Source organism: Aquabacter albus, assembly GCF_040049275.1.
Taxonomy (GTDB): domain Bacteria; phylum Pseudomonadota; class Alphaproteobacteria; order Rhizobiales; family Xanthobacteraceae; genus Aquabacter.
Genome location: NZ_JBDZDT010000002.1, coordinates 694,781 through 721,278 on the forward strand (window position 1 = coordinate 694,781; position 26,498 = coordinate 721,278).

Annotated in this window: 28 protein-coding genes, 1 tRNA gene and 1 riboswitch; of the genes, 17 read left to right on the top strand and 12 right to left on the bottom strand. The window is 67.2% G+C overall.

Going from position 1 to position 26,498, the window contains the following annotated elements:
• Positions 1–77: 77 nt before the first annotated feature.
• The 4 genes from sufC (at position 78) to ABLE91_RS06400 (ending at position 3,936) form a co-directional block, all read left to right on the top strand.
• The gene (sufC, locus tag ABLE91_RS06385) at positions 78–833 is read left to right on the top strand and encodes a Fe-S cluster assembly ATPase SufC (RefSeq protein ID WP_348929511.1); all 756 of its coding nucleotides are present in this window, start codon (positions 78–80) and stop codon (positions 831–833) included.
• A 10-nt stretch (positions 834–843) separates the two neighbouring features.
• Complete coding sequence (gene sufD / locus ABLE91_RS06390) at positions 844–2,184, top strand: Fe-S cluster assembly protein SufD (RefSeq protein WP_348929514.1); 1,341 nt, start codon at positions 844–846, stop codon at positions 2,182–2,184.
• A 136-nt stretch (positions 2,185–2,320) separates the two neighbouring features.
• On the top strand, positions 2,321–3,568 hold the full coding sequence (locus tag ABLE91_RS06395) for a cysteine desulfurase (RefSeq protein WP_348929516.1): 1,248 nt from the start codon (positions 2,321–2,323) through the stop codon (positions 3,566–3,568).
• The gene (locus ABLE91_RS06400; RefSeq protein WP_348929519.1) at positions 3,565–3,936 is read left to right on the top strand and encodes an SUF system Fe-S cluster assembly protein; all 372 of its coding nucleotides are present in this window, start codon (positions 3,565–3,567) and stop codon (positions 3,934–3,936) included. Before ABLE91_RS06395 ends, ABLE91_RS06400 begins: the two co-directional genes overlap by 4 nt.
• A 107-nt stretch (positions 3,937–4,043) precedes the next feature.
• Here the strand turns inward: ABLE91_RS06400 and ABLE91_RS06405 are convergent, their stop codons facing one another.
• Complete coding sequence (locus tag ABLE91_RS06405; RefSeq protein ID WP_348929521.1) at positions 4,044–4,661, bottom strand: thiamine phosphate synthase; 618 nt, start codon at positions 4,659–4,661, stop codon at positions 4,044–4,046.
• A 179-nt stretch (positions 4,662–4,840) separates the two neighbouring features.
• Between ABLE91_RS06405 and ABLE91_RS06410 the strand changes: the two genes are divergently transcribed.
• Entirely contained in the window at positions 4,841–6,013 is a 1,173-nt protein-coding gene (locus ABLE91_RS06410) for a TDT family transporter (RefSeq protein ID WP_510181905.1), read from the top strand.
• An 18-nt stretch (positions 6,014–6,031) separates the two neighbouring features.
• On the opposite strand, the gene ABLE91_RS06415 is transcribed toward ABLE91_RS06410, so the two are convergent.
• The 4 genes from ABLE91_RS06415 to thiO all read right to left on the bottom strand — a co-directional run bounded on the left by ABLE91_RS06415 (position 6,032) and on the right by thiO (position 8,700).
• Complete coding sequence (locus tag ABLE91_RS06415; protein ID WP_348929523.1) at positions 6,032–6,445, bottom strand: hypothetical protein; 414 nt, start codon at positions 6,443–6,445, stop codon at positions 6,032–6,034.
• A gap of 68 nt (positions 6,446–6,513) precedes the next feature.
• Positions 6,514–7,293, bottom strand: a complete 780-nt coding sequence (locus ABLE91_RS06420) for a thiazole synthase (protein WP_348929525.1) — start codon at positions 7,291–7,293, stop codon at positions 6,514–6,516.
• 21 nt (positions 7,294–7,314) lie between these two features.
• Entirely contained in the window at positions 7,315–7,533 is a 219-nt protein-coding gene (gene thiS, locus ABLE91_RS06425) for a sulfur carrier protein ThiS (protein ID WP_348929526.1), read from the bottom strand.
• Between the two features lie 3 nt (positions 7,534–7,536).
• Positions 7,537–8,700, bottom strand: a complete 1,164-nt coding sequence (gene thiO, locus ABLE91_RS06430) for a glycine oxidase ThiO (protein WP_348929528.1) — start codon at positions 8,698–8,700, stop codon at positions 7,537–7,539.
• Positions 8,689–8,788, bottom strand: a riboswitch (TPP riboswitch). Its footprint overlaps the gene before it by 12 nt.
• A 121-nt stretch (positions 8,789–8,909) precedes the next feature.
• Between thiO and ABLE91_RS06435 the strand changes: the two genes are divergently transcribed.
• From ABLE91_RS06435 to ABLE91_RS06460, 6 genes are all read left to right on the top strand, one after another.
• Complete coding sequence (locus ABLE91_RS06435) at positions 8,910–9,521, top strand: glutathione S-transferase family protein (protein ID WP_348929531.1); 612 nt, start codon at positions 8,910–8,912, stop codon at positions 9,519–9,521.
• A 32-nt stretch (positions 9,522–9,553) separates the two neighbouring features.
• Complete coding sequence (locus ABLE91_RS06440; RefSeq protein ID WP_348929534.1) at positions 9,554–9,997, top strand: NUDIX domain-containing protein; 444 nt, start codon at positions 9,554–9,556, stop codon at positions 9,995–9,997.
• Positions 9,998–10,251: 254 nt separating this feature from the next.
• On the top strand, positions 10,252–11,754 hold the full coding sequence (gene amaB, locus ABLE91_RS06445; RefSeq protein WP_348929619.1) for an L-piperidine-6-carboxylate dehydrogenase: 1,503 nt from the start codon (positions 10,252–10,254) through the stop codon (positions 11,752–11,754).
• 23 nt (positions 11,755–11,777) lie between these two features.
• On the top strand, positions 11,778–12,995 hold the full coding sequence (locus ABLE91_RS06450; protein ID WP_348929536.1) for an acyl-CoA dehydrogenase: 1,218 nt from the start codon (positions 11,778–11,780) through the stop codon (positions 12,993–12,995).
• Between the two features lie 112 nt (positions 12,996–13,107).
• Positions 13,108–14,283 (top strand): CaiB/BaiF CoA transferase family protein, encoded by a 1,176-nt coding sequence (locus ABLE91_RS06455; RefSeq protein WP_348929539.1) that lies wholly within the window; start codon positions 13,108–13,110, stop codon positions 14,281–14,283.
• Positions 14,280–15,959: a thiamine pyrophosphate-binding protein gene (locus ABLE91_RS06460; protein WP_348929542.1), complete on the top strand. Its 1,680-nt coding sequence runs from the start codon at positions 14,280–14,282 to the stop codon at positions 15,957–15,959. The genes ABLE91_RS06455 and ABLE91_RS06460 overlap by 4 nt, the downstream gene beginning before the upstream one ends.
• Before the next feature lie 284 nt (positions 15,960–16,243).
• Here ABLE91_RS06460 and ABLE91_RS06465 read toward each other — a convergent pair whose 3' ends face one another.
• Positions 16,244–16,462, bottom strand: a complete 219-nt coding sequence (locus tag ABLE91_RS06465) for a hypothetical protein (RefSeq protein WP_348929544.1) — start codon at positions 16,460–16,462, stop codon at positions 16,244–16,246.
• Between the two features lie 402 nt (positions 16,463–16,864).
• On the opposite strand from ABLE91_RS06465, the gene ABLE91_RS06470 reads away from it, so the two are divergent.
• The 3 genes from ABLE91_RS06470 (at position 16,865) to ABLE91_RS06480 (ending at position 20,606) form a co-directional block, all read left to right on the top strand.
• A complete protein-coding gene (locus ABLE91_RS06470) occupies positions 16,865–18,250 on the top strand; it encodes an ethanolamine ammonia-lyase subunit EutB (RefSeq protein WP_348929546.1) in 1,386 nt (461 codons plus the stop codon).
• A complete protein-coding gene (eutC, locus tag ABLE91_RS06475; protein ID WP_348929548.1) occupies positions 18,247–19,017 on the top strand; it encodes an ethanolamine ammonia-lyase subunit EutC in 771 nt (256 codons plus the stop codon). Before ABLE91_RS06470 ends, eutC begins: the two co-directional genes overlap by 4 nt.
• Before the next feature lie 86 nt (positions 19,018–19,103).
• The gene (locus ABLE91_RS06480) at positions 19,104–20,606 is read left to right on the top strand and encodes an amino acid permease (RefSeq protein ID WP_348929550.1); all 1,503 of its coding nucleotides are present in this window, start codon (positions 19,104–19,106) and stop codon (positions 20,604–20,606) included.
• Positions 20,607–20,636: 30 nt separating this feature from the next.
• Here the strand turns inward: ABLE91_RS06480 and ABLE91_RS06485 are convergent, their stop codons facing one another.
• Positions 20,637–21,017 (bottom strand): hypothetical protein, encoded by a 381-nt coding sequence (locus ABLE91_RS06485; RefSeq protein ID WP_348929553.1) that lies wholly within the window; start codon positions 21,015–21,017, stop codon positions 20,637–20,639.
• Between the two features lie 247 nt (positions 21,018–21,264).
• Between ABLE91_RS06485 and ABLE91_RS06490 the strand changes: the two genes are divergently transcribed.
• Complete coding sequence (locus tag ABLE91_RS06490) at positions 21,265–21,558, top strand: hypothetical protein (RefSeq protein ID WP_348929556.1); 294 nt, start codon at positions 21,265–21,267, stop codon at positions 21,556–21,558.
• Between the two features lie 6 nt (positions 21,559–21,564).
• On the opposite strand, the gene ABLE91_RS06495 is transcribed toward ABLE91_RS06490, so the two are convergent.
• Positions 21,565–22,458: an EamA family transporter gene (locus tag ABLE91_RS06495; RefSeq protein ID WP_348929559.1), complete on the bottom strand. Its 894-nt coding sequence runs from the start codon at positions 22,456–22,458 to the stop codon at positions 21,565–21,567.
• Positions 22,459–22,812: 354 nt separating this feature from the next.
• On the opposite strand from ABLE91_RS06495, the gene ABLE91_RS06500 reads away from it, so the two are divergent.
• A complete protein-coding gene (locus tag ABLE91_RS06500; protein WP_348929562.1) occupies positions 22,813–23,904 on the top strand; it encodes an aldose epimerase family protein in 1,092 nt (363 codons plus the stop codon).
• A gap of 40 nt (positions 23,905–23,944) precedes the next feature.
• Here the strand turns inward: ABLE91_RS06500 and ABLE91_RS06505 are convergent, their stop codons facing one another.
• From ABLE91_RS06505 to ABLE91_RS06520, 4 genes are all read right to left on the bottom strand, one after another.
• Positions 23,945–24,184, bottom strand: a complete 240-nt coding sequence (locus ABLE91_RS06505; RefSeq protein ID WP_348929563.1) for a hypothetical protein — start codon at positions 24,182–24,184, stop codon at positions 23,945–23,947.
• Positions 24,185–24,302: 118 nt separating this feature from the next.
• Positions 24,303–24,387, bottom strand: a tRNA-Leu gene (locus ABLE91_RS06510).
• Positions 24,388–24,449: 62 nt separating this feature from the next.
• Positions 24,450–24,863 carry a DoxX family protein gene (locus ABLE91_RS06515; protein ID WP_348929565.1) on the bottom strand — a complete coding sequence of 138 codons (414 nt, stop codon included), beginning with the start codon at positions 24,861–24,863 and terminating at the stop codon, positions 24,450–24,452.
• 65 nt (positions 24,864–24,928) lie between these two features.
• Positions 24,929–25,318: a HesB/IscA family protein gene (locus ABLE91_RS06520; RefSeq protein WP_348929566.1), complete on the bottom strand. Its 390-nt coding sequence runs from the start codon at positions 25,316–25,318 to the stop codon at positions 24,929–24,931.
• A 162-nt stretch (positions 25,319–25,480) separates the two neighbouring features.
• Between ABLE91_RS06520 and ABLE91_RS06525 the strand changes: the two genes are divergently transcribed.
• The gene (locus tag ABLE91_RS06525; protein ID WP_348929568.1) at positions 25,481–26,374 is read left to right on the top strand and encodes a formate/nitrite transporter family protein; all 894 of its coding nucleotides are present in this window, start codon (positions 25,481–25,483) and stop codon (positions 26,372–26,374) included.
• Positions 26,375–26,498: the final 124 nt, after the last annotated feature.

The following is a 26,498-nucleotide window of genomic DNA, read 5'->3' on the forward strand; positions in this document are numbered from 1 at the left end:
CAGCGCCTCTCATCATCATGCCCGGCTTGAACCCGGGCATCTGCGAGACGGCCGCGCCAGACAGAACGGAAACGGAAATGGCTCTGCTTGAGATCAAGAACCTGCACGCCCAGATCGAGGACAACCAGATCCTGCGCGGCCTCGACCTCTCGGTGAATGCCGGTGAGGTGCACGCCATCATGGGGCCGAACGGCTCTGGCAAGTCCACGCTCTCCTACGTCCTCGCCGGCAAGCCGGACTATGAGGTGACCGAGGGCGAGGCGCTGCTGGACGGGCAGGACTTGCTGGAGATGGACCCGGACGCGCGCGCGGCCGCCGGCCTGTTCCTCGCGTTCCAATACCCCATCGAAATCCCGGGCGTCGCCACCATGACGTTCCTGCGCACCTCCATCAACGCGCAGCGCAAGGCGCGCGGCGAGGCGGAGCTGTCCACCCCCGATTTCCTTCGCCTCGTGAAGGAGAAGGCCGGCCATCTCGGCATCAGCCAGGAGATGCTCCGGCGCGGTGTGAATGTGGGCTTCTCCGGCGGCGAGAAGAAGCGCAACGAAATCCTCCAGATGACCCTGCTCCAGCCGAAGCTCTGCATCCTCGACGAGACCGATTCCGGCCTCGACATCGACGCGCTGAAGGTGGTGTCGGAAGGGGTGAATGCGCTGCGCGCGCCGGACCGGGCCATGGTGGTGATCACCCACTACCAGCGCCTGCTGGAATATATCGTGCCCGACGTGGTGCACGTGATGCACAAGGGCCGCATCGTCCGCTCGGGCGGCAAGGAGCTGGCCCTGGAACTGGAAGCCTCGGGCTACGCCGCCTACGGCCAGGACGCGGCGTGAGGACGAACCCATGAACGTCCAGAACCAGCCTTTGCGCACCGCCGCCGAGCAGGCGCTCCTGGCCCTGCTGGAGCAGCGCGTGGCGGACGATGCCCTCGAGGGGCCGCTCTCCGCGCGCATCGACGAGCTGCGCCGCTCAGCGCTCACCGCCTTCGCCGCCCACGGCCTGCCGCACCGGCGCGTGGAGGAATGGAAGTATACCGACCTGCGCGTCCTGATGCGCACTGCCGCGCCGCCCGCCGGCCCGCTCGACGCGGCGGCGGATGCTGAGGGGAATTTCCGCGCGGTCTCCTTCCCCGAGACGCGCCGCATCCTGTTCGTGAACGGCCAGCTCTGCCGCGCTCATTCGGACCTCGCCGCCCTTGAGCCGGGGCTGACCGTGGTGCCGCTCGCGAGCGCGCTCGCCGGCGGCCACGGCGCCGTGGAGAAGTTCGGCACCCTGGCGCCGCAGCGCTATGACGGCATTCTCGCCCTCAACACCGCCTATCTCGGCGAGGGGCTGGTGATCCAGGTGGCGGACGGCGCGAAGATCGCGCGGCCGCTGCACATCGCCCACGTCTTCACCGACAGCGACATCGCCGCCACCTTCACCCGCCGGGTGGTTGAGGTGGGCGCGGGCGCCGAGGTGACCCTGGTGGAGAGCTTCCAGGGCCGCGACGGCGTCGCCTACCAGACCAATGATGCCCTTGAGCTGTTCGTCGGCGACGAGAGCCATGTGGATTATGTGCGCCTCCAGGAGGAGAGCGAGACGGCGCTTCATTTCGCGACCGTCATGCTGGAGATCGGCCGCAACGCCAATTTCCACTCCTTTGGCCTCACCACCGGAGCCCAGGCCTCGCGCGTCAGCCTCTATGGGCGCTTCGCGGGCACCCACTCCCATGCCGGCATTCGAGGCGCGACCCTACTGAAGGATCGCCAGCATGCGGACGTGACGCTGCTGCTGGACCATGCGGTGGCCCATTGTGAGAGCCGCGAGCTGTTCAAGAGCGTGCTGGCGGACGAGGCCCATGGCGTGTTCCAGGGCAAGATCGTGGTGCGCCCCGACGCCCAGAAGACCGACGGGCGCATGATGAGCCAGGCGCTCCTCCTCGGCGAGACCGCCGAGATGGACAACAAGCCAGAGCTGGAAATCTTCGCAGACGACGTCCAGTGCGGCCACGGCGCCACGGCGGGCGATCTCGACGAGGACCTGCTGTTCTATCTCATGGCGCGCGGCATTCCCCCGAAGGAGGCCGAGGCGCTGCTGATCCAGGCCTTCGTGGGCGAGGCGCTGGAATTCGTGGAGAATGACGGCCTGCGGGATGCGCTGATCGCGCGGGCCGAAGGCTGGCTGAAGAAACGGGCCGGCTAGGCGCTAGGCGCGCCCGTCCCCGTCATGGCCGGGCTCGACCCGGCCATCTCTTGGGGTTCCGGGCGGCGCCTCGATGGAGGGAGATCCCCGGGTCGAGCCCGGGGATGACGGTCTCTAGAGTAATGGACATCATTCCATGACCAAGACGCATCCCGCCGTTGCCAACGGCACGTACGACCTCGACGCCGTCCGCGCGGATTTCCCGGCGCTGGCGCTGACCGTGAACGGCCATCCGCTCACCTATCTCGACAATGCCGCCTCCGCCCAGAAGCCGCGCCAGATGCTGGACCGCATGGTGAAGGCCTATGAGAGCGAATATTCCAACGTCCATCGCGGCCTGCACTATCTCGCCAATGCCGCGACCGAGGGCTTCGAGCAGGCGCGCGAGACCGTGCGCGCCTTCCTCAACGCCGCCTCGGTGGACGAGATCATCTTCACCCGCTCGGGCACCGGCGCCATCAATCTCGTCGCCAATTCGCTCGGCCAGTCCATCCAGGCGGGGGACGAGATCGTCCTCTCCATCATGGAGCACCATTCCAACATCGTGCCCTGGCACTTCCTGAGGGAGCGCAAGGGCGCGGTGATCAAATGGGCGCCGGTGAACGAGGACGGCTCGTTCGACCTCGACGCCTTCGAGGCGCTGCTGAGCCCTAAGACCAAGATCGTCGCCGTCACCCACATGTCCAACGTGCTCGGCACGGTGACGCCGGTGAAGGAGATCGCCCGTGCCGCCCATGCGGTGGGCGCCAAGGTGCTGGTGGACGGCTGCCAGGGCGCGGTCCACATGCCCGTCGACGTGCGCGACCTCGACGTGGATTTCTACGCCGTCACCGGCCACAAGCTCTATGGGCCGACTGGCATCGGCGCGCTCTACGGCAAGCTGGATCTCCTCGCCGAGATGCCTCCCTATGAGGGCGGCGGCGAGATGATCCGCGAGGTGAGCGAGGACCGCGTCACCTATGCGGCCCCGCCCCACCGCTTCGAGGCGGGGACGCCGGCCATTGTGGAAGCCATCGGCCTCGGCGCGGCGCTGGACTATATCAACAGCCTCGGCCGCGAGCGCATCGCCGCTCACGAGCACGAGCTGTCGCTCTATGCCCACGAGCGTCTCGGGGCCATGAATAGCCTGCGCATCATCGGCACGGCGGCGGGGAAGGGGGCCATCATCTCGTTCGAGATGAAGGGCGCCCATCCGCATGATGTGGCGACCGTGCTGGATCGTTATGGGGTTGCCGTTCGGGCAGGAACCCATTGCGCCCAGCCGCTTCTCGCACGATATGGGACGACGGCGACCTGCCGCGCATCACTATCACTCTATAATAGCCGCGCCGACGTGGACCGCCTTGCACAGGCCCTTCTGAAGGCGCAGGATTTGTTCTCATGACCGAGACCTTGACCGAAAACCCGAATACCCCGGCCATCTCCTCGAAGATTCCCGAGGCGGAGTTGACGCGGCTCACCGACGACATCGTCGCCGCGCTGAAGACCGTCTACGATCCGGAAATCCCGGTGGACATCTACGAGCTCGGCCTCATCTACAAGGTGGACATCGCCGACGACCGCTCGGTGGCCGTTGAGATGACGCTCACCACCCCCAACTGCCCGTCCGCCGCCGAGCTTCCCGGCATGATCGAGAATGCGGTGGCCTCCGTGGAGGGCATTGGCGGTGTGACCGTGGACGTGACCTTCGACCCGCCCTGGGACCAGGGGCGCATGTCGGAAGAGGCCCGGGCCACGCTCAATCTGTGGTGATTTCCTAGAGAGGCCTGTCATGCCCGGGCTTGACCCGGGCATCTCCCGGAGTGGAGAGAGATCCCCGGATCAAGTCCGGGGATGACGGCATCCAAGGTAACGCCCCTTTACACCCCCCACGCCTCCACCAGCCCCCGCATTTCCGCTTCCGGGTCCGCCGCCCGCATCACCCCGCCCATGACCGCGCCACCCGCCACCCCCGCAGCCTTGCAGCGGGGCAGCGTCGACGCATCGATGCCGCCCAGCGCCAGCAGCGGCACGCGGCAGGCGGATACGAGGCGCGCCAATCCCGCCTCCTCCAGCGCCGGCCCATAGCCGGGCTTCGACGCCGTCTCGAAGGCGGGGCCGGCCACCACATAATCGAGCACGGCCGGATCGGCGGCCGTCGCCTCCTCCACAGAATGGATGGATTGCCCCACGAGCGCCGCCTTGCCCAGCCGCGCGCGCGCCGCCGCTGCGTCCGCTCCGGCCGGCAGGTGCACGCCGTCCACCGCCGCATGCGCGGCAAGGTCGGCGCTGCCATGGAGGGTCACCAGCGCATCGAACGGCGCCGCCAGCACCCGAATGCCGGCGGCGAGCGCCGCTTGCTCCTCGTCCGGCAGGTCCTTCTCCCGCACGCTGATCCAGCGCACGCCCCCCGCCAGCGCCGCGCCGGCAACGGCCAAAAGCTCGCCCTTTGCCTGGGAGCGGTCGGTGATGAGGAGGAGGGGCGGGGAGGGGAGCATCGGGAAGGTCGCCGAACAGCCGGGAGCGGAACGCCGCCATAGTGCGGCAGGCCCTCCTTTCCGTCCATGCGGGTCAGCCATGCCGCGACTATGCTGGTGTCGTCGCGGCAGATCCGAGGTAAGGAGGGATGGCGGGGTGTCGGCGCCGGTGGCCGACCGTCATTGCGGGGAATTTCATCGTGGCCGATACCGTCTCGCTCGTCTCGCCGCCCGGCCCTGCTCCGGCCGGCGACCTGAAGGAAATGGTCCGCCAGTTCACGCCCAACTGGTTCGGCGCCACCATGGGCACGGGCGTGCTCGCCTTGGCCCTCAACCAGTTCCCGCTGGAGATCCCGGTTCTCCACGATGTGGGCCGCGCGCTGTGGCTGATGAATATCGCCCTCTTCATCCTGTTCAGCTGCATGTATGCGGCGCGCTGGATCTTCTTCTTCGACGGCGCGAGGCGCATCTTCCAGCACCCAGTGGTGTCCATGTTCTTCGGCACCATCCCCATGGGGCTCGCCACCATCATCAACGGCTTTGTCGCCTTCGGCATCCCCATGTGGGGAGACACGGCGCTGGAGATCGCCCATGTGCTGTGGTGGGCGGATGTGGCCATGGCGGTGGCCTGCGGCCTGCTGATCCCGTTCCTCATGTTCACCCGCCAGGAGCACAGCCTGGAGAAGATGACCGCGGTCTGGCTGCTGCCCATCGTGGCGGCGGAGGTGGCAGCGGCGAGCGGCGCGCTCCTCGTGTCCCATCTCGGCCCGGTCGAGGGCTACAACGTGCATATCATCAGCTATGCGCTGTGGGCCTTCTCGGTGCCCGTCGCCATGAGCATCCTGGTGATCCTGCTGCTGCGCCTCATCCTCTACAAGCTGCCGGCGCGCGAGATGGCGGCCTCCTCCTGGCTCGCCCTTGGCCCCATCGGCACCGGCGCGCTCGGCCTTCTGCTGTTCGGCTTCAACGCGCCCGCCATATTCACGGCGCAAGGCATGCCGGCCATGGGGGATGTGGGCCTGGGCATCGGCATCGTCGGCGGCACCATCCTGTGGGGCTATGGCGCCTGGTGGCTGATGCTGGCCGTGTTGAAGACGATCCGTTACGTGCGCGAGGGGATGCCGTTCAATATCGGCTGGTGGGCCTTCACCTTCCCGCTCGGCGTCTATTCGCTCGCCACCCTGGCGCTGGCGCGGGCGACCCATCTCCCGCTCTTTTCCGTGATAGGCGGCGTCCTCATCGTCTGCCTCGCCGCCTTCTGGCTCCTGGTGATGGTGCGCACCCTGCACGGCGCATGGCGCGGCTATCTCTTCTTCTCCCCGTGCCTCGTCTCCGGCGTCGCGCCCATCGAGCCGTTGCCGAAGCAGGTCTGATGGCCGCGCGGGGCGAGGTCAGGGACCCGTGGGGCACATGGCGAAGAGGGTGCCGTTGTAGAGCATCAGCGCCATCCCCTTCAGCTCGACCGTGACCTCTTTCCCGCCCGCCTTCGGCGCAGGGGTGCATGCGGCCATCCGGGCGGAGAAGCGCCCCGGGCCGGTCTGGGTCCAAGCCGGCATGTCGCACGCGATCTTGGCCTTGGGGGTGACCTCGCGGATCGTCGGCGGCGTCACCTCTATGTAAGTGCGAGGCGCCGCACACAGCTTTTTCAGCGCGTCGCCCGTGGGCGCCGTCCCGCCGGGCGCCATCACCCATCGGCCAAGCATCATGGGGGCGGGCACGGCCACAGCCTGCGCAAAGGCGCTCTGGGAAACTGCGAAGGCGGAGATAGCCGCAAAGGCCCATGCGAGGGCCGTTCTCACCATCATGTTTTCCGTTCCTCAGTCATTCCGTCCGGGGGCTTTCCTATCCGGCCCGGTCCAAGGGAGGATGACGCTCAGGTGCCCACCAGCCCGAATTCAGGGCTCGACGCCTCGGCGTGGAGCTTCTTCGGGATGCGCCCGGAGAGCCGCGCGAGGCGCCCGCCGTCCACCGCGTGCCGAAAGGCGGCGGCCATGCGCACGGGATCGTGCGCCCTGGACACCGCGGTATTGAGCAGCACCGCCGCGCAGCCCAGCTCCATGGCGAGCGCGGCGTCGGAAGCCGTGCCGATGCCCGCATCCAGCACCACCGGCACCGGGGAGCGGGCGCAGATCAATTCGATCATGTGCGGGTTGGCGATGCCGAGGCCCGAGCCGATCATGGAGCCAAGCGGCATCACGGTGGCGGCGCCGAGATCCGCCAGCTTCTGGCAGGTGACGGGGTCGTCATTGCAATAAGGCAGCACCACGAAGCCGCGATTGACCAGCTCCTCGGTGGCTTTGAGCAGCTCCTCCACATTGGGATAGAGCAGCTCGCGATCGCCGATCACCTCCAGCTTCACCCAGTTGGTCTCCAGCGCCTCGCGCGCCAGTTCGGCAGTGAGGACGGCGTCCTTGGCGGTCTGGCAGCCGGCGGTGTTGGGCAGGATGTGAACGCGGCCGGTGAGGAGGTCGGTCAGGCTCTCCTCATAGCTCGCAAGGCTGATACGGCGGATGGAGGCCGTGGCCATCTCGGAGCCGGACGCCTCCAGCGCGTCGAGGAACACCTTCTGGTTGGGGTAGCCGGCGGTGCCGAGGAAAAGCCGCGAAGTGAAGCTGCGGCCGGCGATGACGAGGGGATCGGAAAAGGAAGTCATGTCTTGTCTTTCAGCAGGGTCTCAACCGCCCTGCCTGGCCTGGATGATCTCGATGGTGTCGCCAGCGGCGAGTTGCTGCTCGGCCCAGCGGGCACGCGGCACCACGGCACCATTCAGCGCCACGGCGATGCCCTTGCGGGCGGGATCGACGCCCTTGGCGTCGAGAAGGTCGGCGATGGTGGCAACGTCCAGAGCTTCGGGCGCGCCGTTCACGCGCAGATCGAGGAGGGTGGTCTGCATGGCCTACTCCGCCGCGGCGCGCGGGCGGAACCGGTCCGCGCCGAAGGGGGCGGCCAGCGGGTCGAGCCGGCCTTCGAGGATAAGTTCGGCCATCACCTTCGCCGTCACCGGCAGAAGGAGGATGCCGTTGCGGTGGTGGCCGGTGGCATAGACGAGCCCCTCCACTTCGCTCGGGCCCAGGATGGGCGCATCGTCCCGGCTGCCGGGGCGGAAGCCCACCCATTGCTCGATGATGGGCAGCTCCTCGATGGTGGGCAGCGCCCGCCAGGCATGGGTGAGCAGCGCAAGCTGCCCGCCGGCGGTGAGCTGCGTGTCGAAGCCCTTCTCCTCCACGGTCGCGCCGATAATGAGACGACCGTCTCTCCGGGGAACCATATAGGTGCCCGGCCCCCACAGCACATGATCGAGGACCGGATTGGCCGGATCCATCTGGAGCGCCAGCATCTGGCCCTTGATGGGGCGCACGGGCAGAGGCGCCACGGGGGCGATGTCCACCCCGCGCGACCATGCGCCGGCGGCGAGCACGATGATGTCCGCCTTGTGCAGTTCGCCGCCCACCATGACCCCGCGGCGGCTGGAGGCGGTCTCGACCTTGGTGACCGGCGCATCCTCATGGAGCAGCACGCCGGCCTTCAGAGCGGCCGCCTTCAGGGCGGCGGCGACCTTTCGGTTGTCCACCTGATGGTCCTCGGGGCACCAGAGCGCGCCTGCAAGCTGGGTGGCGAGATGGGGCTCGCGGCGCCGCGCCTCGGCGGCGGTGAGCCATTCCACCGGCAGGCCCAGTTTCTTCTGGAAGGCGTGCTGGTGGCGGAGTTTTGCCGCATCGTCGGCGGTGAGGGCGACCACAAGGGTGCCGCTCTCCCGCAGGTCCACCTTGAGGCCCGAGGCCGCTTCCAGCTCGGCGGCGAAGGCGGGCCAGAGGCGCTGGCTCTCGCGGTTGAGGTCGAGCAGCGTCTCCTCGCCGGGCTCGGCCTCGGCGCAGGCGGCAAGCATGCCGGCGGCGGCATGGCTCGCGCCCATGCCGGCCTTGCCGGAATCAAAAATGTCCACCCGGCAGCCCGCTTCCGCGAGCCGCCAGCCGATGGCAAGGCCGACCACCCCCGCGCCGACAATGGCGATGGTGGGACGGGACTTCACAATAGATGGGGGCGATAAGCTCTCGCTCATCGGCTCCTCCCTACGCTGGCATGATCCAGACAGGTTCGATGGGTATGATCTCAGCCATGCATTATGCATGGCACCCCAGGCCGTCCAGTTATTATCGCCGCTCTCTTCTGAGACGGCAAGGGGAACCGCGCCAAAGGGCCGCCAAGCCCGTTGCCGTAGAGTAATGTTCTTGTTATGTTCCGATCTGTATTCAGGAGGAGATGCCGCGCATGAAACTCTATTGGGCCCCGCACACCCGCGCCTTCCGCACGCTCTGGATGATGGAGGAGGCCGGCATTCCCTATGAGCGCGAGTTGGTCGACATCAACGACGGGTCGCTGCAAACCGAGCGCTACCGCGCCATCAACCCCATGATGAAGGTGCCCGCGCTGGAGCATGGTGAGGCGAAGATGGCCGAAAGCGGGGCCATCTGCGCCTATGTGGCGGACCTCGCCCCCGAGGCGAATCTCGCCCCGCCCATCGGCGATCCCGCGCGCGGGCGCTATCTGCACTGGATGTTCTTCGACGCCGCCTGCCTGGAGGCCGCCTTCGTGGAGCGGATGGCGAAAGTGGAGATTCCCTCCCGCGCCGCCGGCTGGGGCTCATTCGACCGCGTGATGGATGTGGTGGAAAACCTTATCTCGCCCGGCCCCTGGGTGCTGGGAGATCGTTTCAGCGCGGCCGACGTGATGCTCGGCAGCGACATCTGGTACGGCATCGAGCTCCTGAAGGTGATCAAGGACCACCCCATCCTTGAGGATTATTCGGCACGATGCGTGGCGCGCCCCGCCTTTCAACGGGCCGAGGCCATCGAGGCCGAGGCGCTGGCCGCCAAAGGCTGATTTCGCCACGATGCGGAGGGTATAAGGGAGGCATGTTGCCCTTCCGCCCCCTTATTCGCCGTGTCACCCACGGCCTAACCCTCGGCGTCCGCACCATCGTCCTCGATGGGGACGAGCGCGTGCTTCTGGTCCGCCACGGCTACGCCCCCGGCTGGCATTTGCCGGGGGGCGGGGTCGATGTGGGCGAGACCACGGAGGATGCGGCGCGGCGCGAGCTGCTGGAGGAGACCAACGTCTCCGCCACCGGGCCGCTTCTGCTTCTCGGCCTCTATTTCAACGCCCGATTCGGCAAGCGCGACCATGTGGCCTGCTACCGGGTGACGGGTTTCGTCTGCGGGGAGGTGCCGAAGCCGAATTTCGAGATCGCGGAGATGGGCTTCTTCGCGCTCCGGGCCCTGCCGGACGGCGTCTCGCCCGGCACGGCGCGCCGGCTGGCTGAGCTGCGCGGCGAGGCGGAGATGTCGCCATTGTGGTGATTTAGGTTCTTCCGGAGCCGTCATGCCCGGACTTGATCCGGGCATCTTTGCGTTACGGCGGGAGATCCCCGGATCAAGTCCGGGGATGACAATCCGCTGGCAGGGGCGGCGTCGCCAACAACACCGATTGGCCCCCGTGCGCGAAGGTCGTAATGTGCCCGCCGACGCATCGGGCACGGCGCAAATGCCCGTATTGCATGGCAAAACGAACCTGGGAGCGCCCTCCTGTGCTGGATCTGACCCATGCCGCCAGCGTGGCCAAGGAAGCCCGTTCGCTCCTTGAGCGCCTCGGCGTGCCGGCGCAGGCTCTCGACGGCGGCAGCCTCTCCGCGCGCTCGCCGCTGACCGGGGAAGAGGTCGCGCGGCTCACGGAAACGCCCGACGTCACCGAGGCCATCGGCAAGGCCCATTCCGCTTTCCTGAAATGGCGCACTGTGCCCGCCCCGCGGCGGGGGGAGCTGGTGCGGCTGCTGGGCGAGGAATTGCGCGCCGCCAAGGCCGATCTCGGCCGGCTCGTCACGCTGGAAGCGGGCAAGATCCTCTCCGAGGGCCTCGGCGAGGTGCAGGAGATGATCGACATCTGCGATTTCGCCGCCGGCCTGTCGCGCCAGCTCCACGGCCTCACCATCTCCACCGAGCGCCCCGACCACCGCATGATGGAGACGTGGCATCCCGCCGGCGTAGTGGGCGTGATCAGCGCATTCAACTTTCCAGTGGCGGTCTGGTCCTGGAATGCGGCGCTTGCTTTCGTCTGCGGCGATGCGGTGGTGTGGAAGCCGTCCGAGAAGACCCCGCTGACGGCGCTCGCCGTGCAGGCCCTGTTCGCGCGCGCGGCGGCGCGCTTCGGCGATGCGCCGGAAGGCCTCTCCACACTGATCCTGGGCGGGCGCGGCGCTGGCGAGAAGATCGTCGCCGACCCCCGCATCCCCATCGTCTCCGCCACCGGCTCTACCGCCATGGGCCGCGCGGTGGCGCCGCGCCTTGCGGAGCGGTTCGCGAAAGCCATCCTGGAGCTGGGTGGGAATAATGGTGTCATCGTCTGCCCCTCGGCGGACCTCGATCTGACCCTGCGCGCCGTCGCCTTCGCCGCCATGGGCACCGCCGGCCAGCGCTGCACCACGCTGCGGCGGTTGATGGTCCATGACAGCGTTTATGAGACGATCGTCCCACGTTTGCGGCGGGCCTATGGCTCCGTGACGGTGGGCGATCCGCGCGCGGCAGGAACCCTGGTCGGCCCGCTGATCGACCGCGATGCCTTTGCCGGAATGGAGCGCGCGCTCCAGGCGGCCCGCGCCGATGGCGGCCATGTCACCGGCGGGGAGCGCGTGGGGGCGGACGCGGCGCCCAATGCCTATTATGTGCGGCCCGCCCTCGTGGAGATGCCCGGGCAGACCGACGTCGTGAAGGCTGAGACCTTCGCGCCCATCCTCTATGTGCTGCGCTACAGCACCCTTGAGGAGGCCATCGCGCTCCACAATGACGTGCCCCAGGGCCTCGCCTCCTCCATCTTCACCACCGACCTGCGCGAGGCCGAGCGGTTCCTCTCCGTCGCGGGGTCGGACTGCGGCATCGTCAACGTGAATATCGGCCCCTCCGGCGCCGAGATCGGCGGCGCTTTCGGCGGGGAGAAGGAGACCGGCGGCGGGCGCGAGGCAGGTTCCGACAGCTGGAAGGCCTATATGCGCCGCGCCACCAACACCATCAATTACGGCACAACGCTGCCGCTGGCCCAGGGCGTCTCGTTCGACGTCGGCTAGAACCTTCAAGAGGAGAAAAGATTATGGCCGAGCCCGCTAAGCTGGACGACGCCCGCGCCTCCAAGGCCGGCTTCGACTGGCAGGATCCCTTCGACCTCGAAAGCCAGCTCACCGAGGAAGAGCGCCTGGTGCGCGACACCGCGCGGAACTATGCGCAGGAAAAGCTGCTGCCGCGCGTGACCTCCGCCTATCTGGATGAGCGCTTCGACCGCGAGATCCTGAACGAGATGGGCGCCCTCGGCCTGCTCGGCCCCACCATTCCGGAAGCCTATGGCGGCGCCGGCCTCGGCTATGTCTCCTACGGCCTTGCGGCGCGCGAGGTGGAGCGGGTGGATTCGGGCTACCGCTCCACCATGAGCGTCCAGTCCTCCCTCGTCATGCACCCCATCTATGCCTATGGCGATGAGGCGCAGCGCAAGAAATACCTGCCCAAGCTCGCCTCCGGCGAATGGATCGGCTGCTTCGGCCTCACCGAGCCGGATGCGGGCTCCGACCCCGGCGGCATGCGCACCCGGGCCGAGAAGATCGATGGCGGCTACCGCCTCAACGGCGCGAAGATGTGGATCTCCAACGCTCCCGTGGCCGATGTGGCGGTGATCTGGGGCAAGTCCTCGGCCCATGGCGACCAGATCCGCGGCTTCCTGGTGGAGCGCGGCGCCAAGGGCTTCTCCACGCCGAAGATCGAGAAGAAGCTCTCGCTGCGGGCTTCCATCACCGGCGAGGTGGTGCTGGAAAATGTGGAGATTCCCGAAGAGAACCTTCTTCCCAACGTCTCCGGCCTGAAGGGGCCGTTCGGCTGCCTCAACCGGGCGCGCTACGGCATCGGCTGGGGCGCGCTGGGCGCGGCGGAAGCCTGCCTTGCCGCCGCCCGGCAATACACGCTGGACCGCAAGCAGTTCGGCCGGCCGCTCGCCGCCACCCAGCTGGTGCAGAAGAAGCTGGCGGACATGTCCACCGACATCGCCTTCGGCCTCCAGGCGTGCTTGCGCGCCGGTCGCCTCTTCGACGAGGGACGGCTTGCGCCGGAGACCATCTCCTACCTCAAGCGCAACAATTGCCAGAAGGCGCTGGAGATCGCCCGCATCGCCCGCGACATGCACGGCGGCAACGGCATTTCCGCCGAGTTCCACGTGATGCGCCACGCGGCGAACCTGGAGACGGTGAACACCTATGAAGGCACCAGCGATATCCATGCGCTGATCATCGGCCGGGCCATTACGGGCATCCAGGCGTTCTTCTGAGCAGCGACCCCTCCCGCGCCGTGTACTCCCTCTCCCCTGCAAGCGGGAGAGGGGATTCCGGTTGCGAAGAGGGCGTGCCCTCACAACGATCCATTGAAGAGAAATTTCCGAAATGTCCGCACCCCTTGCCGGCGTCCGCGTCCTTGAGCTTGCCCGCATCCTCGCCGGCCCCTGGGCGGGGCAGCTTCTTGCCGATCTCGGCGCGGAGGTGATCAAGGTGGAGCGGGCGGGGGCGGGGGACGATACGCGCGGCTGGGGTCCGCCCTTCGCCACGGGGGCGGACGGCGCACCCATCGGTGCCGCCTATTTCCACGCCACCAATCGCGGCAAGAAATCCATCGAGGTGGACTTCGACAGCGCGGAGGGGCAGGCCACCGTGCGCGCGCTGGCGGCGCGCAGCGACGTGCTGATCGAGAATTTCAAGGTGGGCGGCCTCGTCAAGTTCGGGCTCGATTATGAGAGCCTGAAAAAGGTCAATCCGCGCCTGATCTATTGCTCCGTCACCGGCTTCGGCCAGACCGGCCCCTACGCGCCGCGCGCCGGCTACGATTATCTCGTGCAGGGCATGGGCGGGCTCATGGACCTCAATGGCGAGGCCGAGGGCGAGCCGCAGAAGGTGGGCGTGGCCGTGGCCGACATCTTCACCGGCCTCTATTCCGTGACCGGCATCCTCGCCGCCTTGCACCGAAGGGGAGAGACCGGGGAGGGCGCGCGCATCGACATGGCGCTTTTGGACACGCAGGTGAGCGTGCTCGCCAACCAGGCGCTCAATTATCTCGTCTCCGGCGAGGTGCCTCACCGCATGGGCAATGCGCACCCCAACATCGTGCCCTATCAGGTCTTCCCCGCGGCCGACGGGCACCTCATCGTCGCCGTTGGCAATGACGGCCAGTTCGCCCGCTTCTGCGCCGTGCTCGGCGCCCCCGATATCGCGCTCGACCCGCGCCATCTCAACAATGCCGACCGCGTGCGCAACCGCGACACGCTGTGCGCGACGCTCGCCGACCTTACCGCAAAATTCGCCCGCGACGACCTCCTCGCGCGCCTGGAAGGGGTGGGGGTGCCGGCGGCGCCCATCAATTCCATCGACCAGGTGTTCGAGGATCGTCAGGTGATCCATCGCGGGCTGAAGACCATGCTTCCGGAGGCGGGCGGCGGCACCATGGCCAGCGTCGCCAGCCCCATCGTCATGGACGGCGTGCGCATGGTCGCCGCCAATGCCAGCCCGCGCCTCGGCGCGGACACGGATGCCATTCTTGCCTCGCTTGCCCAGGAAGCCGACGCATGACCCCTTCCTTGAAGCCCCGCACCGGCGGGCAGCTCATCGTCGATCAGCTCCTGGCCCAGGGGGTGGAGCGCATCACCTGCGTGCCCGGGGAGAGCTATCTGGCGGTGCTGGACGCGCTGCATGACGCATCCATCGACGTGCTGGTGTGCCGCAACGAGGGCGGTGCCGCCATGATGGCGGACGCCTATGGCAAGATGACCGGGCGGCCGGGCATCTGCTTCGTCACGCGCGGCCCCGGCGCCACCAATGCGAGCCCCGGTCTGCACATCGCCTCGCAGGATTCCACGCCGCTCATCCTGTTCGTGGGGCAGGTGGAGCGCGGCATGCGGGAGCGCGAGGCGTTCCAGGAGCTGAACTACAAGGCCGTGTTCGGCTCCATCGCCAAATGGGTGGTGGAGATCGAGGAGGCCGCGCGCATCCCCGAACTGGTGGCGCGCGCCTTCCGCGTCGCCCTGCAGGGCCGGCCCGGCCCCGTCGTGGTGGCACTGCCGGAAGACGTGCTCACCGACATGGCCGAAGTGGCGGACGCGCCCTATGTGGAGCCGGCCGAGCCCTATCCTTCGCCCGCCGCCATGGCGCAGTTCGCCGACATGCTGCGGGCGGCGGAGCGGCCGCTGGTAATCCTCGGCGGCACCCGCTGGACGCAAGAGGCGCGCGACCAACTTGCGGGCTTCGCCGCGCGCTGCGCGCTGCCCATCGCCACCTCATTCCGCCGGGCGGACCGCTTTCCCTCCGACCATCCCTGCTATGTGGGCGATGTGGGCATCGGCCCCAACCCCAAGCTCGCGGCGCGGGTGAAGGAGGCGGATCTCCTCGTGCTGCTGGGCGCCCGCATGTCGGAGATGCCCTCCTCCGCCTATACCCTCATCGACATCCCGAACCCGCGCCAGAAGCTGGTGCAGGTGCATTCCGGCGCGGAGGAATTGGGGCGGGTCTACCAACCCGCGCTCGCCATTGAGGCGACGCCGGGGGCGTTCGCGTCGGCGCTGGAGGCCCTGCCGTCCCCGCCCCGGGGCAAATGGGAGGAGGCGACCCGTGAGGCGCACGCGCAGTTCCTCGGCTGGACCGAGACGCCCGCTACGCTGCCGGGGGATTTCCAATATGGCGAGGTGGTCAAGGCGCTGCGCGAGCAGCTTCCTGCCGACACCATCATCTGCAACGGGGCGGGCAATTACGCCACCTGGCTGCACCGCTATTACCGCTTCCGGACCGGCGGTATCCAGCTTGCCCCTACGTCCGGCTCCATGGGCTACGGCATTCCGGCGGGCGTGATGGCGAAGCGCCAGTTTCCCGAGCGCACGGTGATCGCCTTCGCCGGCGACGGCTGCTACCTCATGAACGGGCAGGAATTCGCCACCGCCGTGCAATACGGCATCCCGGTCATCATGGTGGTGGTGGACAACGGCATGTACGGCACCATCCGCATGCACCAGGAGCGGGAATATCCTGGCCGGGTCTCCGCAAGCCGTCTCGTCAACCCCGACTTTGCCGCCTATGCCCGCGCCTTCGGCGGCCATGGCGAGACGGTGGTGAAGACGGAAGACTTCCTGCCCGCCTTCGAGCGGGCGCAGGCGAGCGGCCTGCCCGCCATCCTCCACTGCAAGCTCGACCCGGAGGCGATCACGCCCGCGCGGACCCTCACCGCGATCCGGGAAGAGGCGCAGGCGCGGGGGTGAGGGGCGCTGCCTGGCCCGTTCAGCCGCCATGTCGCTCAAACGAAACGCCCCGCTCCGGGGTCTGGAGCGGGGCGTGCGGCCAGTGTGCTGGCCAGCGCCGAACCTCGCATCGTGTTTCGTAAGTCCGAGGCGACGCCAGACTAGCCTGAGGGCACGCCGCGCGTCCCCGCCATGTCATTTTTTGGCTAACGCCGACATCCGCTTCACATGTTGGGGAAGAGCCGCCCCCGGAAGACGCCGCTTCCAGGGCTGTGCCGGCAGGGTCACGCGAAAGCGTCCGGATCTCAGCTCTCAGTGCCCAAAGCGTGCTCAGTGATAAGGCCGATCAATTGCACGAGCTGCCAGATGGTTGCGGCCGCAACGGCCCACTGGGCGGCGAAGCCCAGCATGCTTTCATGGGTGAGATGATCGCGAAGGGCGTTCACAAAAAGTCCGCCGAGAAGCCAGTCAAAGGCGGCAGCTATGACTACCGCCTTTGTGAATATATTCATGAAAAGAGCCATGTCCGTCCCCAGAGTCCCTTAGCAGAATGGGGCTGATATTGCGGCGCACCATTAGGGCATGAGCTTTGCCATGTCATCGTGGTCGACCGTATTTATTGTTGCGCTACGCGCATACCTGGATTGCAAGCCAAGGAGGTGAACCGGAATGCTGCAGCTCAAGCCCGGCGCATCATTTTTATCGCAGTGCACAATTCATGAGGAAATGCAGGGACTTCCTCTGCCTACCAATGGTTGATTTCGGCAGCTGTTTTGCGCCCTCGATCGATCGCCCGCGCGCATGAGGGTGGCCAGGCATCACAGCGCTCCTTGAGCCCGCGGAGTCCGATCCGAATTTTCCCCTTGGGAAGGCCTGCTTCTTGCACGTTAGTCGTCTAAAATGACGACGCGCGCCGGAGGCCGCTTATGCCCTTCACACATCGCATCGGCCCGAAAAGCTACGTCTTCGCCGATCTGAGGGATCTCATGGCGAAGGCGACGCCCCTGCGCTCGGGCGACATGCTGGCCGGAATTGCGGCATCCACGGCGGAAGAGAATGTCGCCGCCCGCATGTGCCTTGCCGAAGTGCCGCTGAAGATATTCCTCTCCGAAGCGCTCATCCCTTATGAGGCGGATGAGGTCACGCGCCTCATCCTCGATACCCACGATGCTGCCGCCTTCGCTCCCGTCTCCGCCATGACCGTGGGCGATTTCCGCGACTTCCTGCTCTCCCATGAGGCAACATCCGAAGTGCTCGCGAAGCTGGCGCCCGGCCTCATGCCGGAAATGGCGGCGGCGGTGTCCAAGATCATGCGGAACCAGGACCTCATCCTGGTGGCGCGCAAATGCCGGGTGGTGACCCGCTTCCGCAACACCATCGGCCTGCCCGGCACCATGGCCGTGCGGCTCCAGCCGAACCATCCCACAGACGATGCGGCCGGCGTCTCCGCCGCCATCCTGGACGGGCTGCTCTATGGCAGCGGCGATGCGGTCATCGGCATCAACCCCGCCTCCGACAGCCTGCCGGTGATTGACCGCCTCCTGCGGCTCATGGATCAGGTGATCACCCGCTTCGAGATCCCCACGCAGAGCTGCGTGCTCACACACGTCACCACCGCCATCGAGTTGATGAACCGGAGCGCGCCGGTGGACCTCGTCTTCCAGTCCATCGCCGGCACGCAAGGCGCCAACCGTTCCTTCGGCATCGACCTCTCGGTGCTGAAGGAGGGCCATGACGCCGCCCGCGCGCTGAAGCGCGGAACGGTGGGCCAGAACGCCATGTATTTCGAGACCGGCCAGGGCTCGGCGCTCTCCGCCGGCGCGCATCATGGCGTCGACCAGCAGACCTGCGAGGCGCGGGCCTATGGGGTGGCGCGGGTTTTCGAACCGCTGCTGGTGAACACGGTGGTCGGCTTCATCGGCCCGGAATATCTCTATGACGGCAAGCAGATCATCCGTGCCGGGCTGGAGGATCATTTCTGCGGCAAGCTCCTGGGCGTGCCGCTGGGCGTGGACGTCTGCTACACGAACCATGCCGAGGCCGACCAGGACGACATGGACAATCTGCTCACGTTGCTGGCGGCGGCGGGCGTGACCTATGTGATGGGTATTCCCGGCGCCGACGACGTGATGCTGAACTACCAGTCCACCTCGTTCCACGACGCGCTCTATGTGCGCGAGGTGTTCGGCCTGAAGCGCGCGCCGGAATTCGAGGCGTGGCTCGCGCGCATGGGCATCACCGGCGCGGATGGCCGCCTTTTGCCGGCGAGCGCCGGCCACCCGCTGCTCGGCTTCGTGGAGCGGGCGGCATGATCGCCCGCGATCCCTGGCTCGCCTTCGCCCGGCACACGCCGGCGCGCATCGCGCTGGGGCGCACGGGCGCGAGCCTTCCCACCGAGGAGGTGCTTCGCTTCGCTTTGGCCCATGCGCAGGCGCGCGATGCGGTGCACACGCCCTTCGATGCGGAGGCGGTGGCGGCGGGCATCGCCGCCTTGCGCTTCGACACAGCGCAGGTCTCCAGCGCGGCGCCGACACGCGATGTCTATCTGCGCCGTCCCGATCTCGGCCGCCGGCTCTGCGATGCGAGCCGTGCCGTGCTGGCGGAGGCCGCGCGGGCGCCAGTGGACCTCGCTCTCGTGGTGGCAGACGGCCTCTCCTCCTCCGCCGTCCATGCGCAGGCCATACCGTTCCTCGCGGCCTTGAAGGGCTGGATCGAGCGGGAGAAATGGAGCGTCGCACCGGTGGTGGTGGCCGGGCAGGCTCGGGTGGCCCTGGGCGATGAGGCGGGGGATTTGCTCAAGGCGCGGGCGGTGGCGGTGCTGATCGGCGAGCGGCCGGGCCTGTCCTCGCCGGACAGCCTCGGGGTCTATCTCACCTTCGGCCCGCGTCCCGGCCTCTCGGATGCCGAGCGCAACTGCATCTCCAACATCCGCGGCGAGGGCCTGCCTCATGCCGCCGCCGCCTTCAAGCTTGCCTGGCTGCTGAAGGAGGCGTTCCGCAGGAACCTGACCGGCATCGACTTGAAGGATGACAGCGACTCGGTGTTGGAAGGGGGCCTTCCGCCGGCTTACCTGAAGTGATGAGACGCGCCTCGGCGCACGCGGCACGGGAATTGCCTTTTGTTTTCTGGGTCATACCCCAGAGGGGCCTGAAAAAGGAGGCTGGTATGAGCACGCAGAAAACTTCAGGTGTCAGCTACACCGTGGTGGATGTCGCTTATTTCGAGCAGCGTGCCCTGAAACGGCATGCGCGGGTCTGGTCGCTCTGGGCGCTGGGCGTCGGCGCGGTGATCTCGGGCCATTTCTCGGGCTGGAACCTCGGCCTCGCCTCGGGCGGATGGGGCGGCATGCTGATTGCCGCCATCCTCATCGCCATCATGTATCTGGGGCTCACCTTCTGCATCGCCGAGATGTCGCCTGCGCTGCCGCACACGGGGGCCGCCTATTCCTTCGCCCGCACCACCATGGGGCCGTGGGGCGGCTTCATCACCGGCCTATGCGAGAACGTGGAGTACGTGATCACCCCCGCCGTGGTGGTGTCCTTCATCGGCTCCTATATGGGCTCGATCTTCGGCACGCCGCCGGAATTCCAGCCGGTCTACTGGATCTTTGGCTACATCATCTTCGTGGGCCTCAACGTGGTCGGCGTGGAGCTGTCCTTCAAGGTGACTTTGGTGGTGACGCTGGCCGCGCTCGCCTGCCTCGTGGCCTTCTGGGTCAGCGCCATCCCGGTCATGGATTTCTCTCGCTGGGCGCTGAATATCGGCGTCGGTCCGGACGGCAAGGCGGTGGAACTGCCCAATGGCGGCGGTCCGTTCCTGCCCTTCGGCATCGGCGGGGCGCTCGCGGCCATGCCGTTCGCGGTGTGGCTGTTCCTCGCCATCGAGCAGCTCCCGCTGGCGGCGGAGGAATCCGTGGACCCGAAGACCGACATGCCCAAGGGCATCATGGCCGGCATGGCGACGCTCATCGTCTCGGCCTTCATGATCCTGTGGCTGAATTCCTCCGTAGCGAACGGCGCCTTCGGCCTCTCCACCTCGCTGGAACCCTTGCTGGACGGCTTCAAGGCAATCTACGGCACCGGCATCGCCAGCCTTCTGGCGCTGGTGGCGGTGGTGGGGCTGATCGCCTCCTTCCACACCATCATCTATGCCCAGGGCCGGCAGATCTATTCGCTTTCCCGCGCCGGCTATTTCCCGCGCGGCCTCTCCGTCACCCATGGCGGGCGCAAGACCCCGCACGTGGCCATGATCGCGGGCGCGGTGGTGGGCCTCGCCATCATGCTGGCCATCTGGTTCACGCTGGGGGTGGAGGCGGGCGCCGCCGCCATTGGCGGCACGCTGCTCAACATGGCAGTGTTCGGCGCCATGCTGTCCTACGTGATGCAGGCTTTGTCCTTCATCCTCATGCGGCGGAATATGCCCAATATCGAGCGGCCCTATCGCTCGCCGTTCGGTATCACCGGCGCGGTGCTGACCATCCTCATCGCTTTGGTCACCATCTATTTCCAGCTCTCCGACCCCATCTATCGCAACGGGGTGCTGGGGGTGGCCATCTGGTTCGCCGTGGGCATCGCCTATTTCGCCGCCTTCGGCCGCCACAAGCTGGTGCTCTCCCCCGAGGAGGAGTTCGCCATGTCCAAGGGCACCGCCGAATATAAGAGCTACTGAGGCGGAGGGCGTCCCGCGCGCGGGACGCCCTTACACCGGCTCCACCGAGACGACGCGGAAGGTGTGCGCCTCATCGTCATCGCGCACGGAGACATATTCGCCGACCCTGAAGCGCTCGTCGCCGAAGCGGAAGCCGGCCTCGTCGTCGCCAGTGCCGGAAATATCGTAGCGGAACGCCCAGCTCCCGCCGGGGCGGCGCACAAGATGGCCCACCTCGTCATTCTCGTTCGGGCGGAAGCGCACCACCCGGCACAGGTCGCGGTGCTTGGACCAGATCGCGGCCTCGATATGGCCGTCTTCGTTCAGGGGCGCGATGAAGGAATAGCCGAAATTCCGCGCGCCTTCCGGGTGGTCCTTCTCGCGCGCCAGCTCCAGGCGGATCTCGCGGAAATTGAGGGGCAGATGGGCCATGGGCGTTCCTCCTTGCCGAAGCGTCCTCCCATGACATGGCGTGGCAGCCGTGCCTTCGCCATGTCCTGCATCAAAGCCTAAGCTCCGCCCACGACGTAAAATTTGATCTAGCTCATGCGGGAACGCAGGCGGCCCGTGCTATACTAAAGTTGGCCTCTTTAGGGAGATGGACCCCATGGATACTTTGCCCCCGTTCCAAGCATGGGCTCAAGCATGGCAAGGGGCGACGCCTCCCGCCGCATGGCCCATGTCGGTCGCTCGCACCGTCTGGATCGACCTGCCGGTGGAAGTCGCCTCGCGGCTCCAGCGCTTCGCCGCCGCCCAGGCGCAGGACCAGATGCGCGTTTTCTCCGAGATGTCGACCCCGGACGGCACCGGCCTTGGCAACCCGCTCATGCGGCAGGCCACTTTCCTCCAGCAGTCGAGCCTCGCCTGGGGCACGGAGATGCTGGAAATCATGGAATTGTGCCAGGAGAAGCTGCTTAATACCGGGCGCGCGCCCTCCGACGCGCCGATCCACTATCCGAAGGCGGCGGCCTGAGCGCCGTCACGGAACGATCTCCGGGCTCATCGCCCGGCGCTGCGCCGACAGGCTGCTGCCGGCGGAGGCGGCGATGATGAGCCCGATGGCGAGCCATTGGCTCACTGAAAGGTGCTCGCCCAGAAACAGAAGGCCGGACAAGGCACCGAGCGCGGGCTCGCCGCTCATGAGGATGCTGAAGGTCTGTGTCGGCAGGCGCTTCAGCGCGAGCATCTCCAGCGAATAGGGCAGGGCGCTCGACAGGATCGCGACGCCGATGGCGGCGGGCAGCAGCGCGGGCGAGAGCATGTCCGCGCCGGCTTGGCTGATGCCCACCGGCAGCACCACCGCACTCGCCACCAGCATGCCGATGGACGCCACGGCGCCGCCATGGGCCTCTGCACCACTCTTCTGCCCGAACACGATGTAGAGCGCCCAGCACGCGCCCGCCGCCAGCGCAAAGCCCGCGCCGACGATGTCGAGATGCGCCGCCGCCCCGTGGAACGGCAGCAGGATGACCACGCCCGCCACCGCCATGGCCACATAGAGCCAATCCAGGGCCCGGCGGGAGCTCGCGACCGCCACCGCTAAGGGCCCGGTGAATTCCAGCGCCACCGCCACCCCCAGCGGGATGCGCGCCAGCGACATATAAAAGAGCAGGTTCATGCCCCCCAGCGCCGCCCCATAGATGAGGATGGGCCGCCAAGCCGCGCCCACGGGCCAATGCCGCCACGGCCGCCAGACGATGGCGAGGATGATGCTGGCGAAGACGAGCCGCAGGGTGGTGGCGCCGGCGGGGCCCACAGCCGGGAACAATTGCTTGCCGAGGGCCGCGCCGGTCTGGATGGAGGCCATGGCGATGACGACGCTGAGCAAGGCCAGCGGCACGCCGGCCGTCGGCTTGTGAACCGGATCTGGCATTTGCGACCTGATGGATGTCGGACGGGGCAGGATTTCGCCGGTGGCCGGTTTCAGGCCAGACGAAGGGCTGGGTGGATTGGGTAATTATAGAGGCAAGACTGGCGCTCTGTGGAGCGGGGCGGGGCTTTTGCCCGCGGAATGGTCTCTCCGCCGCCCGGATCGAGACGGAGCGGGAGAGCGCTGTCCTCCGATGGAACCCGCCTGTACCATGGTGGCCATGGGCTGGTGGAGGGGCGGAATACCCCGCCATCGTTGCCGTGTCTCGAATGTCGATCCAACACCGCTCCGGCATATGGTGGACGCGTTCATGCCGGGCCGGCGGCCCACCGTCGAACCCTGCGTGGAGGCTTGAGCATGCGCGGCTTCGAGACCGGCCCGATGAGCGCGAACGCCTCCCGGGAGATGTTCGGACATCTCACGGATGGCACGCCGGTGGAGCTGATCCGGCTCTTTGGTGAACAGGGCTTCGAGGCCCGCATCATCACTTATGGCGCGGCCGTGTACGGGCTCATGGTGCCGGACCGCCACGGTGCCCTCGCCGATGTGCTGCTGGGGGAGGGCGACCTTGCCGCCTATGAAGCGAACCGGCGCTATTTCGGCGTCACAGTTGGGCGTTACGCCAACCGCATCGCTGGCGCCGCCTTCACGCTCGATGGCCGGCACCACCGGCTGGCGGCGAACAATGGGCCGAACGCGCTGCATGGCGGGATCGCCGGGTTCGACCGCCATGTCTGGCAGGTCGCGGCGCTCGGCATTGCGCCCGTCCCGTTTGTCACGCTGTCGCGCCTGAGCCCGGACGGCGAGGAGGGATATCCCGGCAACCTTGAGGTCGAGGTGACCTACGCTCTCACCGGCGGCACCGAGCTCTCCATCAGCTTCACGGCGACCACGGACCGGCCAACCCCGGTCAGCCTCACCAATCACGCCTTCTTCAACCTCGCCGGGGAGGGCAGGGGCGATATCCTCGGGCATGTGCTGACCATCGCTGCCCAGCATTACCTGCCCGTCGATGCCGGCTCGATCCCGCTGGGCGCGCCGGCGCCGGTTGCCGGCACGCCGTTCGATTTCCGCGAGCCCCAGCGTGTCGGCGCCCGCATCCGCGCGGGCCACGAACAGCTCCGCTTCGGCCGCGGCTATGACCACACGTATTGCCTCGCACGGGAGTATCAGGCGGAGCCGCGCTTCGCCGCCCGCCTCGAGGATCCGGGCTCCGGCCGGGTCCTGGACCTCCTCACCGACCAGCCCGGCCTGCAATTCTATTCCGGCAACTTCCTGGACGGCACCGCCATGGGAAAATCCGGCCGCCTCTACCGCCAGTCCGACGCCCTATGCCTTGAACCTCAGGCATGGCCGGACACGCCGAACCGGCCGGACTATCCGTCCGCCCGGCTGGACGTCGGCGAGACCTACCGCCATACCTCGATCTATCGTTTCTCAGTCGCCTGAGCCCGCGCGAAGGCTGTGCCGGCCTTCCTTTGGCCTGATGTCACTGGCCGACGGCGTCCTTGAGGCACTTGGTGGTGAAGCTCGTCTTGGCGGCGCCGGCCAGCTTCTTGTCCGCGGCCTGGGTGTCGCATGTGGCCTGGGCATCCTTCTGGCACTTCGTCATGAAGGATGTCTTGGCAGCGCCGGCGAGGTTTTTGGACGTCGCCGTGGTGGTGCAGCTGTCTGCCATGGCGCTCCCTGCCAAGGCCGAGAGAAACATGGCGATGATGATGGTTTTCATGGCGGCCTCCTTGAGCCGCTCTCATCATCCGCCCGAATCCTTAGCCGCGAAAGATGCCGAAAGGGGAGGCCGCACACGCGCCGGCGCGGGCTGTTGTGAACTTCAATGAATGACAATGTGGTGCGGACGGCGGGACTCGAACCCGCACGCCTTGCGGCGCAAGATTTTAAGTCTCGTGCGTCTACCTGTTCCGCCACGTCCGCTGAGATGCCGGGGACCTTAGTGGGTCATCGCCCCCGAGGGAAGCAGGCCGGCGTCGCACAACCTAGCCGCGCGCCTTCAGCCGGTGGCAGAGGATGGCGCAGACCATGAGGCCGCCGATGACGGTCACGTGCTCCACCACCACGTAGAATTCATGAAGGCCCTGGTCGCCCGTCATGGTCCAGAAGGGGTGGGCGATGGGGATGGTGAGCGCCACGAACACCGCGAGCGCCCCGCAGCCCAGCCACGCCGCCACATTGAAGATGACGAGGAGCGAGGCGACGAGGAGGGTCACCACGGTCGCCACCGCGAACACCGCCGGCGGGTTCAGGCCGAAATGGGTCATCTCCGCCACGTTGGCCTGGAAGTCGATCGCCTTGGCGAGGCCCGCGCTCCAGAACACGAAAGTGAACACGATGCGGGCGAAAACCCCGAAAATGCGGGATTCGAGAAGCGAAGCGATAAATGACGGCGTCATGATGGGCCCCCTTTGGGAGCACCGTCTGACGCCGCCTCACAATACAGTCAATGGTTGCGTAGACCCTAAGCGTGGCCGTCCACAGCATCCGCCTGAGCGGGCGTGATGGCCACCGATTCGCCGCAGCCGCAGGCCGAGGTCTGGTTCGGATTGTTGAAGACGAACTGAGCGGAGAGCTTGTCGGTCTTGTAATCCATCTCGGTGCCCAGGAGGAACAGCACCGCCTTGGGGTCGATGATCACCTTGACGCCCTTGTCCTCCACCACGTCGTCGCGGGGGCCGATCTCGGAGGCGTAGTCCATAGTGTAGGACATGCCGGCGCAGCCGCCATTCTTCACGCCCACGCGCACGGCGGCGGCGGGCGGGTCGCTGCGGGACATGATCTGGTGCAGGCGGGCGGCGGCGGCATCGGTGATGCGCATGACCGCCGGACGGGGACGCACAGTTGCGTTCATCGGCAAAAACTCCTGACCACACCGGTTCAAGGCCGGCGGATCTGCTCCCTAAAGATGGGGGATGTCGGCCCGTGGAGCAAGAGCCATGCCGATTGGCGGTGTTGCACCCCATGCAACCCTATGGCGCATCTGGCGTTCAGCTTGGCAATGGAGGCGACAGCCATGGCCAAGATGCCCCGCGCGCCGGCGGACCGGGCGACGCTGAAGGACAAGGACAAAGGCGGCGACCTCTCCGCCAAGGAGGACGAGGTCGTCGAGGAGCGGGTCAATCTGCGGCCGCTCGCGGTCTATGAGGTGATCCGCCGGGAGGGGGTGGAGGAGCTTCAGCGGCCATTCGTGAGCCTCTGGTGGTCGGGCATCGCGGCCGGGCTCTCCATCGGCTTCTCCATCGTGGCGGAGGGCGCGCTGCATGCGCACCTTCCGGAGGCCGGCTGGCGGGGGCTGGTGGAGAGCCTTGGCTATTCAGTGGGCTTTCTTATCGTCATCCTCGGCCGCTACCAGCTTTTCACCGAGATCACGCTGACCGCGGTGCTGCCGGTGCTGGCGGAGCCATCGCGGGGAAGCTTCCTGGCGCTGCTGCGCATCTGGGGCGTGGTGCTGGCGGCGAATCTTGTGGGCACGGCGCTGTTCGGGGCCATGCTGGCCTCCGGCCTGTTCCTGCCGCAGGACCATCAGGAAGGCATCCTCGCCATCGCCCGCGATCTTGCCACGCTCAGCCCCTTCGAGGCCCTGTGGCGCGGCATTCTCGGGGGCTGGCTGGTGGCGACTGTGGTCTGGCTGCTGCCCAGCGCGGAGCATTCGCGCTTTGCTGTCATCATGCTGCTCACCGCCATGATCTCGGCGCTGGAGCTCTCCCACGTCATTTCAGGCTCGGTGGAGGTGTTCCTGCTGCTGTTCTCCGGCGAGCTGGTGGCCGGCGCCGCCCTCGGGATCCTTTTGCCGCTGCTGGCCGGCAACGTCATCGGCGGTTCTGCGCTATTCGCGCTTCTGGCCTACGGGCAGGTGAAGGAGGAGATGGCTGAGCCGGGGGCGAGCAGGGAGGCGGCGGCGCCTTAGGGTCTGAACTCAATCGAGTTGCGGTTTGGTTGTGTTACTGATTCAAAGCTTCTGCTTGAGAGCGGAGGCTTGAATGGCGAAGGCTCTGACGTGGTTGAGCGATGCGGAGTGGGCTCGGATCGAA

What these genes read in the sequence shown, in the direction of transcription:
- ABLE91_RS06500 (WP_348929562.1), top strand. Translation starts at nt 22,813, where the DNA reads ATGCGCGGCTTCGAGACCGGCCCGATGAGCGCGAACGCCTCCCGGGAG.
- ABLE91_RS06420 (WP_348929525.1), bottom strand. Translation starts at nt 7,293, where the DNA reads ATGACTTCCTTTTCCGATCCCCTCGTCATCGCCGGCCGCAGCTTCACT.
- ABLE91_RS06395 (WP_348929516.1), top strand. Translation starts at nt 2,321, where the DNA reads ATGACCAAGACGCATCCCGCCGTTGCCAACGGCACGTACGACCTCGAC.
- ABLE91_RS06520 (WP_348929566.1), bottom strand. Translation starts at nt 25,318, where the DNA reads ATGAACGCAACTGTGCGTCCCCGTCCGGCGGTCATGCGCATCACCGAT.
- ABLE91_RS06460 (WP_348929542.1), top strand. Translation starts at nt 14,280, where the DNA reads ATGACCCCTTCCTTGAAGCCCCGCACCGGCGGGCAGCTCATCGTCGAT.
- ABLE91_RS06515 (WP_348929565.1), bottom strand. Translation starts at nt 24,863, where the DNA reads ATGACGCCGTCATTTATCGCTTCGCTTCTCGAATCCCGCATTTTCGGG.
- sufD (WP_348929514.1), top strand. Translation starts at nt 844, where the DNA reads ATGAACGTCCAGAACCAGCCTTTGCGCACCGCCGCCGAGCAGGCGCTC.
- ABLE91_RS06405 (WP_348929521.1), bottom strand. Translation starts at nt 4,661, where the DNA reads ATGCTCCCCTCCCCGCCCCTCCTCCTCATCACCGACCGCTCCCAGGCA.
- ABLE91_RS06465 (WP_348929544.1), bottom strand. Translation starts at nt 16,462, where the DNA reads ATGGCTCTTTTCATGAATATATTCACAAAGGCGGTAGTCATAGCTGCC.
- ABLE91_RS06525 (WP_348929568.1), top strand. Translation starts at nt 25,481, where the DNA reads ATGGCCAAGATGCCCCGCGCGCCGGCGGACCGGGCGACGCTGAAGGAC.
- thiO (WP_348929528.1), bottom strand. Translation starts at nt 8,700, where the DNA reads ATGAGCGAGAGCTTATCGCCCCCATCTATTGTGAAGTCCCGTCCCACC.
- ABLE91_RS06435 (WP_348929531.1), top strand. Translation starts at nt 8,910, where the DNA reads ATGAAACTCTATTGGGCCCCGCACACCCGCGCCTTCCGCACGCTCTGG.
- ABLE91_RS06450 (WP_348929536.1), top strand. Translation starts at nt 11,778, where the DNA reads ATGGCCGAGCCCGCTAAGCTGGACGACGCCCGCGCCTCCAAGGCCGGC.
- eutC (WP_348929548.1), top strand. Translation starts at nt 18,247, where the DNA reads ATGATCGCCCGCGATCCCTGGCTCGCCTTCGCCCGGCACACGCCGGCG.
- ABLE91_RS06495 (WP_348929559.1), bottom strand. Translation starts at nt 22,458, where the DNA reads ATGCCAGATCCGGTTCACAAGCCGACGGCCGGCGTGCCGCTGGCCTTG.
- ABLE91_RS06415 (WP_348929523.1), bottom strand. Translation starts at nt 6,445, where the DNA reads ATGATGGTGAGAACGGCCCTCGCATGGGCCTTTGCGGCTATCTCCGCC.
- ABLE91_RS06490 (WP_348929556.1), top strand. Translation starts at nt 21,265, where the DNA reads ATGTCGGTCGCTCGCACCGTCTGGATCGACCTGCCGGTGGAAGTCGCC.
- sufC (WP_348929511.1), top strand. Translation starts at nt 78, where the DNA reads ATGGCTCTGCTTGAGATCAAGAACCTGCACGCCCAGATCGAGGACAAC.
- thiS (WP_348929526.1), bottom strand. Translation starts at nt 7,533, where the DNA reads ATGCAGACCACCCTCCTCGATCTGCGCGTGAACGGCGCGCCCGAAGCT.
- ABLE91_RS06485 (WP_348929553.1), bottom strand. Translation starts at nt 21,017, where the DNA reads ATGGCCCATCTGCCCCTCAATTTCCGCGAGATCCGCCTGGAGCTGGCG.
- ABLE91_RS06440 (WP_348929534.1), top strand. Translation starts at nt 9,554, where the DNA reads ATGTTGCCCTTCCGCCCCCTTATTCGCCGTGTCACCCACGGCCTAACC.
- ABLE91_RS06480 (WP_348929550.1), top strand. Translation starts at nt 19,104, where the DNA reads ATGAGCACGCAGAAAACTTCAGGTGTCAGCTACACCGTGGTGGATGTC.
- ABLE91_RS06400 (WP_348929519.1), top strand. Translation starts at nt 3,565, where the DNA reads ATGACCGAGACCTTGACCGAAAACCCGAATACCCCGGCCATCTCCTCG.
- ABLE91_RS06455 (WP_348929539.1), top strand. Translation starts at nt 13,108, where the DNA reads ATGTCCGCACCCCTTGCCGGCGTCCGCGTCCTTGAGCTTGCCCGCATC.
- ABLE91_RS06470 (WP_348929546.1), top strand. Translation starts at nt 16,865, where the DNA reads ATGCCCTTCACACATCGCATCGGCCCGAAAAGCTACGTCTTCGCCGAT.
- ABLE91_RS06505 (WP_348929563.1), bottom strand. Translation starts at nt 24,184, where the DNA reads ATGAAAACCATCATCATCGCCATGTTTCTCTCGGCCTTGGCAGGGAGC.